We start from the raw sequence: 14,005 nt of genomic DNA, 5'->3' as shown, positions 1-14,005 counted from the left end.
TCGCGTCGTGGCGGAGCGGACGGCCGACGGTCCGGCCTGACATGGTGGTGTCATGTGCTGGAGTGCGACAGCGGACCTCGTGGCGGGCGCGGCCATCACCTCCGTCGGGGCGGCGTGCGTGATCCGCACCCGGCGCGCCGGCGACCTGCCCCTCGCCGCGCTGCCTTTGCTGCTCGGCGTCCACCAACTGGTCGAGGCCCAGGTCTGGCACGCCGGGGGAGGCACCGGCGCCGCCACCATGGCCTGGGCCGTCATCGCCCTGCCCGTGCTCGCCGTGTGGTGCGCGGCCTCACGCCGAGCCGGCCGCCGGGCGACCGCGTTCGTGGCGGTGGGTGCGCTGACCGCCGCCTTCCTCGCCCACGGCCTCGCCACCCGCCCGGTCCGGGCCGAGATCCGCGGCCACACCATGGCCTACATCATCGGACTGCCCCGGGCGGAGCTGCTCATCGCGGGCTACCTGATCGCCACGGTCGGCGCGCTGCTGTTCTCCGGCGACCGTTGGCTCACCGCGCTCGGCGTCCTGGCGGGGGCGGGCGCCCTGGTGTGCTGGCTGCTGTGGCGGCTGGAGTTCGTGTCGACCTGGTGCGCGTTGGCGGCGGTCTGCTCGGTGGTCCTGTACGGATGGGTGAGCCGGCGTCCCGCCCCGAGGCCGGCTCTCCCCGAGATCAGCTACCGGTCGTAGACCCGGCTTTCTCCGGGCCGAGCCGGTCAACGCGGCCGGTACGCCCTCGGCAGAGCCATGCCGCGCTCGGCCATGATCTGCCGTACGCGGTTCGGATAGTCGGTGATGACGCCGTCGACGCCCATGTCCATCAGTGCCTCCACGGTGGCCGGGTCGTCGCAGGTCCACGGGATGACCTTCAGGCCCCGGGCGTGGGCCTCCTCGACCATCGTCCGGTCGGCGTAGAAACGGAAGTCGGGGTCGCCGACCTTGCCGCTCTGCGGGAAGCCGTAGTTGGGGGAGAGGGCTTTGACGCCGGGGATCGTGGCGGCCGCCCTGACGAAGTCGCCGCCGTAGTCGTCGGCGTCGACCCCGCCGAGCCACGGCGATGCGCCGGGCTTGCCGACCTGGAGGAAGTCGTAGTTGGTGAGCGCGACGAGCGGCCACTTCGGGGCCAGCTTGTGCATCTCCTTGAGCGCGCCCCAGTCGAAGGACTGGATGGTGACCTGCCGCTCGATGCCCGAGCGGTGGATCTCCTCGTGGACTCGCCGTACGAACAGCTCACGCGGCGCGGTCTGCTCGGGCGCGCCGGCCTCGACCTTCGTCTCGATGTTCAGCTTGACCTGCCTCGCGCGGTAGCGCTTGACGAGGTTCAGCACGTCCTTCAGCTCCACCATCCGGAAGCCCTTGACGACCTCCTGCTCCGGGAAACCGGGCAGCTGCTGGTAGCCGCAGTCCATCGTCTTGATCTGAGCCAGCGTCAGATCCTTGATGTACTTGCCGACATACGGGTACATCGGATCGCCGGCCGTCACCGGCCCCGTGTCACGGCACTTGACCGCGCTGATCTGCCGGTCGTGGTTGACGACGACCTTCAGGTCCTTGGTGACATGGGTGTCCAGCTCCAGCGTGGACACCCCGAGACGCAGCGCTTTCCCGAAGCCCTCCAGGGACTCCTCGGTCGTCATACCGAGGCCGCCGCGGTGGGCCTGGAGGTCGAAGTGCCGCTTCGGCGCGGGCGGGCGGTGGCCGTCGTACGCCGTCGCGGACGTGGCGGCCGACAGCGTGAGCACCGGGACCAGCGCCAGGCCGGCGAGGACATGTCTTGAGGACATCGACACCTCACTCGTGTGGGTCGGGACGCCCACAGACGCTAGTGCGGTCGCGGACCGGTTCAACCCCTCGGACGTGATCCCCCCGTGAATGTCCGAAGAACGCGCTCCCGCCGCCGTCAGGGCGTGGGGATGCCCGCGGGGCGGGCCGGGCGGCCGAGGCGGACCGGGACGCCGGGGGAGTACAGGACGCTGACCGGGGCGTCGGCCGGGACGGGCAGGCCGGCCGCGGTGACGAGGTCCTGCTCGCAGGTGAGCAGCTCGGCGCGGTACAGGGGCCAGCGCGGATGGTCGTTGGGCAGGTAGGCCAGCGGCTCGGGGCCGCCGAAGAAGGCGTTGTGCATGCCCCAGCGGGCGGTGAGGAAGTGCTCCAGGCCGGTCGGCTCCCCGATGCGTTCTCCGGTCCGTACCGTGAGCAGGCTGCGGGCGCCGCGCGGGCCGGGCCAGCGGCGTGAGCTGGTGTAGGTGACGGTGTCACCGGCCCTGCGGACGCTCATCCGGGACCACAGATACGGCAGCCGGAAGGCGAGGCGTCCCATCACCACCGGGATCAGCCGGGAGGCGTCCATCGAGCGGAACACCACGCCGCGCCGTCCGTGCGCGTCCACCGAGTACAGGCGCACGTTGGTCTCCGGGAAGGTCCCGAGATACGGCACCCCCGGCAGCCCCAGCCAGCCGACCCGGTGCATCCGGAACGCGACAAGGCCGACGTAGGTGAGCCCCTCGTGCGTGTCGGGGACCGTACCGCGCGGCAACAGGCCCGCCACCACCGCCGGTTCGACGGCCCAGTGGACGAAGGCGAGGTCGAGCCACTGCTGGGTGAGCAGCGGGACCCGTATGAGGGCGGGAGCGTCCGGGGTGACGGGAGTGGGGTTCGGCACGGGGTTCAGGGTGGCAGAGGCCGCAAGCGTCCGGCCCGGCGGGACGGGGAAACGAAGGACGGCGTCTGCCGGGCCGTGCGGCCCGGCAGACGCCGTCGCGTCACAGCGGTGTCAGCGGCGTCAGTTGCGCCGACCTGCCGGATCCTTCATCACGGTGTCCCGTTCACCACCGGAGACCGGCGCGGGAGCGGCCGGTGTCTCCTTCGCCCGGTCCGCGTGCCCCGGCCACCAGGCCGCGTGGCCGATCAGGGCGGTGAGGCTGGGCGTGAAGAACATCGCCATGACGAAGGCGGCGACGGCGATGCCGAAGGAGACCGCGAAGCCCATCTCGGTGAGCAGGGCGTTGCCGGCCAGCATCATCGTGGCGAAGGTCGCCGCCAGGATGAAGCCCGCCGCGGCCACCGTGGGACCGGCGTGCCGCACCGCCATACCGGCCGCCTCACGCGGCTCGCGGCCCTCGCGGGCCTCCTCCCTCAGCCGGGCGATCATGAGGATGTTGTAGTCGGTGCCGATGGCGACCACGAAGAGATACATGATCACCGGGAGCATGAACATCAGGCCCGAGTGCCCCTGTCCCTCCTGGAAGATCCAGACCGTGGTGCCGAGCGTGGCGCTGAAGCCGAGGCCCACCGAGGCCATCAGGTACCAGGGGGCGACCACACTGCGCAGCAGCAGCCCCAGGATGAGCATGATCAGCACGGCGGCGACGGGGAAGACCGTCCGGTAGTCGTGATTGACCGCGGTGTCGATGTCCTTGAAGATCGAGGACATGCCGCCGACCAGGGCCTCGGTGCCGTCCGGGGCGTCGGAGTGCGCCACGTCGCGGACCCGGCCCACCGCCTCGATGGCCTTGTCCGTCGACGCCTCGTACTTGAGGGTGACGGTGAAGTCGGCGGTGCTGCCGTCCTTGCTCGACTGCGACAGACGGGCGTTCGCCACACCGTCCACGGCCCCGAGCTTCTTCGCGTACGCGTCGAAGACCGTGGTGTCGATCGGTTTGCCGTCGGTGCTGGACAGATACACGTCGGTCGGCGCGGCGGCACCCGCCGAGTACGCCTTCTGCATCTCGTCCTGGACGACCATCGACTCCTTCGTCTTGGGCATGGACCCGGACGCCAGGTCGAACGTGGCGTTGTAGCCGAACGTCCCGAGCGACAGCGCGACCAGGACGAGTCCGGAGAGCCCGGCGGTCAGCGCCGGACGGTTCCGCACCCCGCGGCCCAGCGCGGCGAACCGGGCGTTCTCCGGCTCGCGCTGCCACGACTTGGACGGCCAGAAGACCTTCGGGCCGATGAGCGAGACGATGGCCGGGATCAGCGTCAGGCCGGCGATCAGGGTGACGGTGACCGCGATCGCGAGCGCCGGACCCATCTGCTTGAGGAAGCCCAGCGTCGACAGGACCAGCGCCAGGAAGGCGATGATGACCGCTCCGGCGGCGGAGGCGATGGCCTCGCCGACCCGGTCGACCGCGTTGATCATGGCCTGCTTCGGTTCGTCGCCGAGTCGCAGGCGTTCGCGGTAGCGGAACATCAGGAACAGGAAGTAGTCCGTGCCCACGCCGAAGAGCACGACGATCAGGATCGACGAGATCGAGCTGTTGGCCTGGAGACCGAAGAGCTTGGTGGCGTAGGCGATCAGTCCATTGGCGATCGCGGACACCAACCCGATGGTGATCAGGGGCAGGAAGGCCAGGATCGGCGCCCGGAAGATGATCAGCAGGGTCACCAGGATGATGAGGAAGGTGCCGATGCCGATCAGTGCCTCGCCACGCTTGGACGAGTCCTGTTGGTCGAGGGCCTGAGCGGCCGAGCCGCCGAGCTTGACGTCGAGGTTCGTACCCTTGGCGAGTTGTTTGACGTCGTCGCGCAACACCTTGGCCGCGTCGGCCTGTTCGGGCTGGCCGGCCTTCTTGCTGTCCATCTGGACCAGGGTCAGGGCGTACCTGCCGTCCGAGGACGGCTGGCCGGGGACGACCTTCTGCACCTGGTCGATCTTCTTCTTGCCGAGCTCGGAGGTGATCCGGGCGACATCCTTCTGGTCGGCGGCGGTCAGCTTGCCGCCGTCGGTGCGCTGGTACAGCGCGATCGCGGACGGGGTGAAGGCGCTGGGGAACGCCCTCTCCTGAACCTGCGCCGCTTTGATGGACTCGTAACTCTTGGGGAGAAAGCTGCTCTCGTCACTGTTCGAGGGCAGGCTCGGAGCGGTGGCCACGATCGCCACAGCTGCGATCAACCACGCAACGATCGTCCAGACGGGATGTCGGACGACAGCGTTGCCAATACTTCGGAACATGCGGAAGGTCCTCCTGGGAAGGAAGATCACCGCAGCCCGGGGAGCGGTCCCTGGCATCGGCGACCCCCGGCGGTCCCCCAGGGCGATCCCCCGTCGGACCGGCCGGAATGGTTGTCTTGAGCTCGCCATCGTAGTGATCACGGCTCAAGATCGCTTGACCATAAGTCAGGCGGACCGGGGTGAGCGAGGGGAGCATGCCGTGCCGGGTGGCACGCACCCCGCACGGGCGGCGGCTACCAGGTCGGCATCATGCTCTCGGGGTAGCGGGAGCCGGCCGCGCCGTGCGGGAGGATCTCCCGGATGCGGGCGAGGTCCTCGGGCGTGAGGTCGACGTGCGCGGAGGCGACGTTCTCCTCCAGGCGGCGCGGGCTGCGGGTGCCAGGGATGGGCACGATGTCGGCGCCCTGGGCCAGCAGCCAGGCCAGGGCCAGCTGGGTGACCTTGATGCCCTTGGACCGGGCCAGCTCGGTCAGCTCCCGTACCGCGGCCAGGTTCTTCTCGTAGTTGCCGGGCTGCCAGCGCTCGTCCCAGCTGCGCATGTCGTCGGCCGGGTACTCGGCGGCCGGCTTCACCGCGCCGGTGAGGAAACCGCGGCCCAGCGGCGAGTACGGGACGAAACCGATGCCCAGCTCGCGCACGACGGGCAGTACCTCGGACTCCACGGCCCGTTCGAACACCGAGTACTCGGTCTGGAGGACCGACACCGGATGCACGGCGTGGGCGCGCCGGATGATGTCGGGGCCTGCCTCGCTCAGGCCGAAGTAGCGCACCTTGCCTTCGGCGATCAGCTCCCCGACGGTACCGGCCACGTCCTCGATGGGCACGGCCGGATCGACGCGGTGCTGGTAGAGCACGTCGATGTGGTCGGTGCCCAGATGGCGCAGGCTGCTCTCGGTGACCTCGCGGATGTGCTCGGGGCGGCTGTCGAGGGCGCCCAGCTGCGTCGGGTCGCTCAGGTCGAAGCCGAACTTGGTGGCGAGAACGACGTCGTCGCGGACGTCCTTCAAGGCCCGGCCGAGCAACTGCTCGTTGCTGCCGGTGCCCAGGCCGTACAGCTCGGCCGTATCGAAGAAGGTGACGCCGAGCTCGTAGGCGCGGCGGATGGTGGCGATGCCGCCCGGTTCGTCGCCGGAGCCGTAGGCCATGGTCATGCCCATGGTGCCGAGGCCGATGGCGCCGACCTCCAGACCCTGGGTGCCGAGCCTGCGGTGGGGGAGGTTCCTGTCGTGCTGTGTCATGCCCTCAACGCTAGGAATCCGGCGCCGGGACGTCATGGGGCAACGGTCGCATACGATTGCCTGATCCTCTCAGGCGAAGGGTGTTCGCATGCTGGACCAGCTGGCTCACGCCATCGAGCGGCACTGCGTGGGGCCGTGGTCGGAGACCGCCGTGCCCAAGCTGTCGCTGGTCGCGCTCGACGAACTCATCGAGCCGATGGAGGTGACGTACGAGCCGATGATCTGCTTCATCGCCGACGGCCACAAGCGGACCGTGGCGGGTGAGCACAGCTGGATCACGCCGCCCGGTGCGATGGCCTTCTTCACCCTCGACCTGCCGGTCACCGCGACCTTTGAGAAGGTTCCCTACCGTGCCGCCGTCATGCGGCTCGACCATCAGGCGCTCGCCGCGCTCCAACTGGAGCTGGCGGAGGCCGGCCCTCCCGCGCCGCCGGCCGCCGCTGCGGCGGTCACCGCGCCGATGGCTCCGGAACTCGTCGACGCGGTCACGCGCTGGGTCCGCCTCTGCGGCACCCCCGAGGACATCGGCCCCCTCGGCCCCCGGATCGAGACCGAGATCCTCTACCGGATGCTGCGCAGTCCGCTCGGCCCCATGCTGCGTCACTGGTCGCTCGCCGACTCCGCCGCCGCCCGCATCCGTACGACCGCCCGCTGGATCCGCGACCGCTACGCCGAGCCGCTCGGCATCGATGAGATCGCCGAGGTCGCCCGGATGAGCCCGGCCACCCTGCACCGTCACTTCAAGGCCGCCACCGGCATGAGCCCGTTGCGGTTCCAGAAGCATCTGCGGCTCCAGCAGGCCCGTCGGCTGCTGTTCACCCGGGACATGACGGCGGCTCAGGTCGCCCAGGAGGTCGGATACGCCAGCGCCACCCAGTTCAGCCGTGAGTACCGCCGCGCCCACGGCCGACCCCCCGGCCAGGACGTGGCGCATCTGCGCACCCGGCTGACCGGGGCCCGCGAAGTGCCCCTGCTGCACGACGGATCGGGTGCGAAGCCGTGAGGGCGGGGTACCCGGGCGGCGGTCCGGTGCCCGGGTGGTGTGAGGCATCCGTACGGGGGTGGAGCAGGTGAACCGCCATGGCGCAGGTGTGCTCGGTGTGCTGCTCGTCCCCCTGTTCGCGGGCGGGCTGACGGCGCACCCGCAAAGCTGGCAGCCGACCCTCGGCCTTCTCGGCTGAGACGGTCGCGGCAGCCGGGTCGGGAGGCCGTCGACGTGCGAGCACCGGAACCGGCGTGATCGCCATCGGTGGCGGCGCATGGCCGTAGCCGTCGCCGACCCGGCCCCCTGCGCGGGAGCGTGGGGCGCTCCGCCGTCCGGGCGATCCGTTGTGCTTCTCCTCACCCCGACCCCGTATATTTACTAGGACGTCCTACTATTTTCTCAGCTCGCGTTCTTCGACGTGCCCCGGGAAGGCTCCGCCATGAGCGATCTGCATCGCCCCGTCCACCCCGTCCGCCTGGTCACCGCCTCGGCGCTGTTCGACGGGCACGACGCCTCGATCAACATCATGCGACGGATCTTCCAGTCGCAGGGCGCCGAAGTCATCCACCTCGGCCACAACCGGTCCGTGCGGGAGGTCGTGGACGCGGCTCTGGAGGAGGACGCGCACGGCGTGGCGGTCTCGTCCTACCAGGGCGGACATGTGGAGTACTTCGAGTACCTGGTGGCCTCGCTGCGGAAGCAGGGCGCGGAGCACATCCGGGTGGTGGGCGGCGGTGGCGGAGTGATCGTGCCGGAGGAGATCGCCCGGCTCCGGGAGAGCGGGGTGACGATCTTCTCCCCCGAGGACGGCCAGCGACTGGGGCTCGCGGGAATGGTCAACACCGTCGTCAAGGACTGCGACTTCGACCTCTGGGACGGCAGGCCGGCCGACCTCACCGCGGTGCTGACCGGCGACCGTTTCGCGATCGCCCGTGCCCTCACCGGTGCCGAACTCGGCAAGCTGCCCGAGGAGTTCCGACGCGAACTGCGGACCACGGCGGCCGCGCGCAACGTGCCGGTGCTCGGTATCACCGGCACCGGCGGCTCCGGGAAGTCGTCCCTGACCGACGAGTTGGTACGAAGGTTCCGCGTCGACCAGCGGGACGCCCTGCGCATCGCCGTGATCGCGGTCGACCCGACGCGTCGGCGGGGCGGCGGAGCGCTGCTCGGCGACCGGATCCGGATGAACTCCCTCGACGGCGACCGGGTGTTCTTCCGCAGCCTCGCCACCCGGGGCAGCCGCGAGCTGCCCGAGCACCTCTCCGACGTGATCGACGTCGTGAAGGCCGCCGGATTCGACCTGGTGATCGTGGAGACGCCGGGCATCGGCCAGGGCGACGCGGCGATCGTGCCGTTCGTCGACGCGTCCCTGTACGTGATGACTCCGGAGTTCGGCGCGGCCTCGCAGCTGGAGAAGATCGACATGCTCGACTTCGCCGACGTCGTGGCGATCAACAAGTTCGAGCGGCGCGGTGCCAAGGACGCGCTGCGGGACGTGGGCCGCCAACTGGTCCGCAACCGCGAGGCGTTCGGCAAGCGGCCCGAGGACATGCCTGTGTACGGCACCTCCGCGGCCACCTTCAACGACGACGGCGTCACCGCGCTCCACCAGCACCTGAAGAGCATTCTGGCGGAGAAGGGCCTGACGCTGTCCGAGGGGGCCCTGGTCCCGGTGGACGTACGGCATTCCTCCGGCATCCGCCAGGTGGTCCCCGCGGACCGGGTGCGCTACCTCGCCGAGATCACCGATGCCGTCCGCGGCTACCACGCCGAGACACTTCAACTGGCCGAACAGACACGGCGAGTTCAGCGGCTGGAGCTCGTCGAGGCCGAACTCGCCGACGCCGGCCTGGATTCCGAGGACGTACGGTCCCTGCTGACCGAGGCGCGTCGGCAGCTGCCGTACGAGATCACTGAACAGATCACGAACTGGCCCTCGGTGATCGCCTCCTACTCCGGCGACGAGCAGGTCGTGAAGGTGCGGGACCGGGAGATCCGCACCAAGCTGACCCGCGAGTCCCTGTCGGGCAACAAGATCCCCCGCGTCGCCCTGCCCCGCTTCACCGACCACGGCGAACTGGTCCGGTTCTGGCGGGCGGAGAACCTGCCCGGCCACTTCCCCTTCACCGCCGGCGTGTTCCCCTTCAAGCGCGACGGCGAGGACCCGGCCCGGATGTTCGCCGGCGAGGGCGACCCCTTCCGCACCAACCGACGCTTCAAGCTCCTGTCGGAGGGCCAGCCGGCGACCCGCCTGTCCACCGCCTTCGACTCCGTCACTCTCTACGGCCGTGACCCCGACGAACGCCCCGACATCTACGGCAAGGTCGGCACCTCCGGCGTCTCGGTGGCCACCCTGGAGGACATGAAGGCGCTCTACGACGGCTTCGACCTGGTGGCGCCCACGACCTCGGTGTCGATGACGATCAACGGACCCGCACCGGCCGTCCTGGCGTTCTTCCTCAACACGGCGATCGACCAGCGGACCGAGCGGTTCCGTGCCGAGGAGGGCCGTGACCCCTCGCCCGAGGAAGCGGCCGAACTGCGCGCGCACGCGCTGGCGAACGTGCGCGGCACCGTGCAGGCCGACATCCTCAAGGAGGACCAGGGCCAGAACACCTGTCTGTTCTCCACCGAGTTCTCCCTGCGGATGATGGCCGACATCCAGGAGTGGTTCATCCAGCAGCAGGTCCGCAACTTCTACTCGGTGTCCATCTCCGGCTACCACATCGCCGAAGCCGGGGCGAACCCCATCAGCCAGCTCGCCTTCACCCTGGCCAACGGCTTCACCTACGTCGAGGCCTACCTCGCCCGCGGCATGCGCGTCGACGACTTCGCCCCCAACCTGTCGTTCTTCTTCTCCAACGGCATGGACCCCGAGTACTCGGTCCTCGGCCGGGTCGCCCGCCGGATCTGGGCGGTCGCGATGAAGGAGAAGTACGGCGCCGGCGAGCGCAGCCAGAAGCTGAAGTACCACGTCCAGACCTCCGGACGCTCCCTGCACGCGCAGGAGATGGACTTCAACGACATCCGCACCACGCTCCAGGCGCTCATCGCCATCTACGACAACTGCAACAGCCTGCACACCAACGCCTACGACGAGGCCGTGACCACCCCCACCGAGGAGTCCGTCCGCCGGGCCCTGGCCATCCAGCTGATCATCAACCGGGAGTGGGGCCTGGCGATGAACGAGAACCCGCTCCAGGGGTCGTTCATCATCGACGAACTCACCGACCTGGTCGAGGAAGCCGTGCTCCAGGAGTTCGAGCGGATCAGCGAACGCGGTGGCGTGCTCGGCGCGATGGAGACCGGCTACCAGCGCGGCCGTATCCAGGACGAGTCGATGCTCTACGAGCAGCGTAAGCACGACGGCTCCCTGCCCCTGATCGGCGTCAACACCTTCCGCAACCCCCACGCCGACTCCGCCGAGCCCGGTGTCGTCGAACTCGCCCGCGCCACCGAGGAGGAGAAGCAGTCCCAGCTGGAGCGGGTACGGGACTTCCACGCCCGCCACCACGACGAGGCCCAGGCCGCCCTGGCCGCCCTCAAGGACGCGGCGGTACGCGGCGAGAACGTGTTCGCGGTGCTCATGGACGCCACCCGGGTCTGCTCGCTCCAGCAGATCACGGAGGCCTTCTTCGAGGTCGGCGGCCAGTACCGGCGCAACGTCTGACCGTTCTCGGGAGAACAGTCGTCATGAGGCGGGGAGGTCACGCTCCCCGCTCGTGGCGACTGTCATGGTCCGGCGGCCCGGTCGGCCGTCTCTTGTCCGGCCCGGGGTACGGGGGGGCACCGAGGGCGTCGCCGACCGTGCCGTGCAGGAGGCCGCCCAGCCGTGGCCCTCCGGCCGGGACCACCATGTCGATCCCCTGGAGCCGGCCGCGCGTCCCGTCGGGAACGGCCGTCTGCGGCATCGTCTTCCGGGAGACCAAACCGACGTGGGCGAGCACCTGGCCGGCCAGTTCCCGCGGGGTGGACTCGCCGTCGAGGAACACCGTGTCACCGGGCAGGGTGTCGACCGCGGCCGTGCACGCCTCGATGCGGGCCTTGCACCAAGCCCGCACGCGTTCCTCCCGGGCCAGGTCGTCGGGGAAGAAGCTCCGTGCGTCGATCCGCCGTGCCAGGACCTCCGGAGCGACCTTGAGGAAGAAGTGGTGGACGACGACGTCCGCGGCCTTCAGGGCGCCGAAGATCTCGTCCAGGTACGCCGGGTTGACCAGGGTCATGGGGACCAGAAGCGGGCGCCGGTACTCCTCGACCAGGCCGACGGCCAGGCCGGCGACCTGTCGCCGCCACAGCGGCAGATCCTGGAAGTCGCCGGTCGGCACGTCCACGATCTCCCGCAGCACATAGCCGACCGTCTCCGGGTCGAGGACCAGCGCCTCGGGCCACCGCGGGCGCAGTTCCTCCACGAGCGTGGTCTTCCCGCTGCCGAAAGCCCCGTTGACCCACACGATCACAGCCGTTTCCCCCGGTTCCTCGTGAACACCTCGCCCCCTCAGATCATGCAGGGCCACTCGCCGACGCGGGCGTCCGCCCCGCGATCCGACCGGCGTCAGCACCGCGGCGCCGCGGTACTGCCCCTCACCACCAGGCGCGTCGGGACGAGATCGGTTCCGGGCTGTCCGCCGCCACCCGCGCGGATCTGCTCCAGCACCTTCTGGACACAGCGGTGCCCCACCTCCGCGAAGTCCTGGTGGACGGTGGTGAGCGGCGGCACGAAGAACGCCGCGTCGGGAATGTCGTCGAAACCGACCACGCTGACGTCGTACGGCACGGACAGCCCCCGCTCGTGGAACGCGCGCAGCAGCCCCAGCGCCATCTGGTCGTTGGCGGCGAACACGGCCGTGCAGTCCGGTGGGTCGGCGAGCACGAGCCCGGCCGCGTAACCGGACTCGGCCGACCAGTCCCCGTACAGCGCGGGCGGCACCGGCCGCCCGGCCTCCCGGAGCACCGCACGCCAGGCATGGGCCCGCCGCTGCCCCGCGAAGGACGCCTGCGGACCGGTCACATGCCATACGGTCCGATGGCCCAGGTCGAGCAGATGCCGCACGGCCTGCCGGGCGCCGTCCGCCTGATCGGTGTCGACCACGCTGTAGCGGTCGCCTGCGTCGGAGTCCACCACGACGACATGCACCCCGGGCGGCAGCTGCACCGTCCCGGTGTCGAGGAGATGAATCTCCATGATGACGATGACCGCGTCGACGGCCAGCTCACCCATGCGCGTGAAGGCGCCCAGGACGTTGTCCTGCGTCGGCACGTCGATGGGGATCAGCGTGATCGCGTAGCCCTCGGCCGCCGCGTGCGTGGCGATCGCCTCCACCGTGCGGCTGTTGCCCGTGGAGGACAGGCTGAACAGGATCACGCCGATGGTGTTGAACTGGCCGTAGCGCAGGGCCCGTGCGGCACTGTTGGGCCGGTACCCCAGTTCCCGCATCGCCGCCAGGACCTGCTCGCGCGTCGAACTGATCACCCCGGGGTGACCGTTGGAGACCCGTGAGACGGTCTGCGAGGAGACGCCCGCGAGCTTGGCGACGTCCGCCATGGACACGCGCTGCTTGCGCCGGCCCCCGGGGACACCGGAACCTCCCCGCTCCACCACTGCTGCCTCCTCCGTCCGCACGCAAACCTGTTGCGTGTCGCACCGGATGTTACGTGTGGGAAACCTTGACGGTCGCCGAGGCGGATGCCACGATTCCGGCGCCGTCATGTTTACGTAAACATGCTGTCATTCCGAAAGGGTTTGGTCGATGCGCAAGACCCCCGTCAGCACCCGTCGCGCCCCGAGGCTGCGTGCCTCGCTCGTCGCCGTCGCGATCGCCGCGATCAGCGGCGCCACCCTCACCGGCAGCCCCGCCTCCGCCGCCGCGCCGACCACCGACACGACCCAGTTCAAGGGCGTCAACTGGGCCGACCCGCGCGACAACTTCGCCGACGACGAGCTTCAGCTGTCGGGCCTGTCGACCTCCGACACCTACGCCCAGACGTACACCAAGGCGAGCCGCGTCATCTCGGCGTTCCGCGCCAACCTCGGCGCGAACACCGTACGGCTGCCGATCAACCCGTACACCGTCAACGGCTCCTACTGGAAGTCGTACCGGGGCGTCATAGACGCCGCGACGGCCCACGGCTTCAAGGTCATCGTGTCCTACTGGGAGGGCACGGGCGACCGCAAGGACGGCTTCATCGACGACGAGGCCACCTACTGGCCGATGTGGAACACCGTCGTCAAGGCCTACAAGGGCAACTCCCGGGTCTACTTCGAGCCGATGAACGAGCCGCACGGCTACACCGACGCCCAGTGGGCCGACATCGCCGCGAAGTGGCTCGACACCTACAAGTCCGTGCCGCGCAACCGCGTCTTCGTCAGCGGCGCCGACTACAACGACCACGTCACCACGGTGTGCGCCGACCCGCGCCTGAAGGGCACCTACCTGTCGCTGCACCACTACGGCTTCTGGAAGTCGTACGCCACCTACGACGAGTGGGTCGCCGACCTGAAGGTGCGCATCGGCGACTGCGCGAACCGGACCGTGGCGGACGAGTTCGGCGCGCCGATGACGACCGGTCTGAACTACAACGTGAAGACCCCGGACGACAACTTCGTCAACTACGTGCAGGCCGTCACCGACACCTTCCGCGAGCTGAAGATGGGCTCGGTGTACTGGCCGGGCCTGCGCACCGACGACATCTACTCGGTGCAGAAGCTCGTCGGGCCCGCCGACCGCCCGTGGCTGGAGACCACCAACCAGACCGGCGCCGACCGCCTCGCCTGGGCCTGGGGCCGCGGCAAGCCCGTCCAGGGCTGACCCGTTCCCCGGCCGGCCGCGGTGCCTCGG

9 protein-coding genes and 1 pseudogene are annotated in these 14,005 nt (G+C 69.8%); 4 read left to right on the top strand and 6 right to left on the bottom strand.

Features of this window, described 5'->3' with window-relative positions; all coding sequences use genetic code 11:
• Nucleotides 1–52 precede the first annotated feature (52 nt).
• A complete protein-coding gene (locus tag H293_RS0112660) occupies nt 53–682 on the top strand; it encodes a DUF6629 family protein (protein ID WP_020118256.1) in 630 nt (209 codons plus the stop codon).
• A gap of 26 nt (nt 683–708) precedes the next feature.
• Here H293_RS0112660 and H293_RS0112655 read toward each other — a convergent pair whose 3' ends face one another.
• The 4 genes from H293_RS0112655 to H293_RS0112640 form a co-directional block, all read right to left on the bottom strand.
• Complete coding sequence (locus H293_RS0112655) at nt 709–1,776, bottom strand: glycerophosphodiester phosphodiesterase family protein (protein WP_020118255.1); 1,068 nt, start codon at nt 1,774–1,776, stop codon at nt 709–711.
• A 116-nt stretch (nt 1,777–1,892) separates the two neighbouring features.
• A complete protein-coding gene (locus tag H293_RS0112650) occupies nt 1,893–2,654 on the bottom strand; it encodes a YqjF family protein (protein WP_020118254.1) in 762 nt (253 codons plus the stop codon).
• A gap of 120 nt (nt 2,655–2,774) precedes the next feature.
• Nucleotides 2,775–4,946 (bottom strand): MMPL family transporter, encoded by a 2,172-nt coding sequence (locus H293_RS0112645; RefSeq protein WP_028807784.1) that lies wholly within the window; start codon nt 4,944–4,946, stop codon nt 2,775–2,777.
• Nucleotides 4,947–5,179: 233 nt separating this feature from the next.
• Nucleotides 5,180–6,184 carry an aldo/keto reductase gene (locus tag H293_RS0112640; protein ID WP_020118252.1) on the bottom strand — a complete coding sequence of 335 codons (1,005 nt, stop codon included), beginning with the start codon at nt 6,182–6,184 and terminating at the stop codon, nt 5,180–5,182.
• Nucleotides 6,185–6,272: 88 nt separating this feature from the next.
• On the opposite strand from H293_RS0112640, the gene H293_RS0112635 reads away from it, so the two are divergent.
• Both H293_RS0112635 and icmF read left to right on the top strand, forming a co-directional pair.
• Nucleotides 6,273–7,187: an AraC family transcriptional regulator gene (locus tag H293_RS0112635; protein ID WP_020118251.1), complete on the top strand. Its 915-nt coding sequence runs from the start codon at nt 6,273–6,275 to the stop codon at nt 7,185–7,187.
• 421 nt (nt 7,188–7,608) lie between these two features.
• Nucleotides 7,609–10,839, top strand: coding sequence for a fused isobutyryl-CoA mutase/GTPase IcmF (gene icmF, locus H293_RS0112620; RefSeq protein WP_020118248.1), 3,231 nt, complete (start codon nt 7,609–7,611; stop codon nt 10,837–10,839).
• 259 nt (nt 10,840–11,098) lie between these two features.
• Here the strand turns inward: icmF and H293_RS49410 are convergent.
• Nucleotides 11,099–11,626: pseudogene (locus H293_RS49410) on the bottom strand (AAA family ATPase); the annotation flags it as partial.
• Nucleotides 11,627–11,721: 95 nt separating this feature from the next.
• Nucleotides 11,722–12,768, bottom strand: coding sequence for a LacI family DNA-binding transcriptional regulator (locus H293_RS0112610; protein WP_020118246.1), 1,047 nt, complete (start codon nt 12,766–12,768; stop codon nt 11,722–11,724).
• 148 nt (nt 12,769–12,916) lie between these two features.
• Here H293_RS0112610 and H293_RS0112605 point away from each other — a divergent pair, with 148 nt between their 5' ends.
• Nucleotides 12,917–13,975, top strand: a complete 1,059-nt coding sequence (locus H293_RS0112605) for a glycoside hydrolase family 5 protein (RefSeq protein ID WP_020118245.1) — start codon at nt 12,917–12,919, stop codon at nt 13,973–13,975.
• Nucleotides 13,976–14,005: the final 30 nt, after the last annotated feature.

Origin of the sequence: Streptomyces canus 299MFChir4.1, assembly GCF_000383615.1 — a bacterium.
GTDB lineage: Bacteria > Actinomycetota > Actinomycetes > Streptomycetales > Streptomycetaceae > Streptomyces > Streptomyces canus_C.
This window is presented reverse-complemented; position numbering and strand designations above follow the sequence as displayed.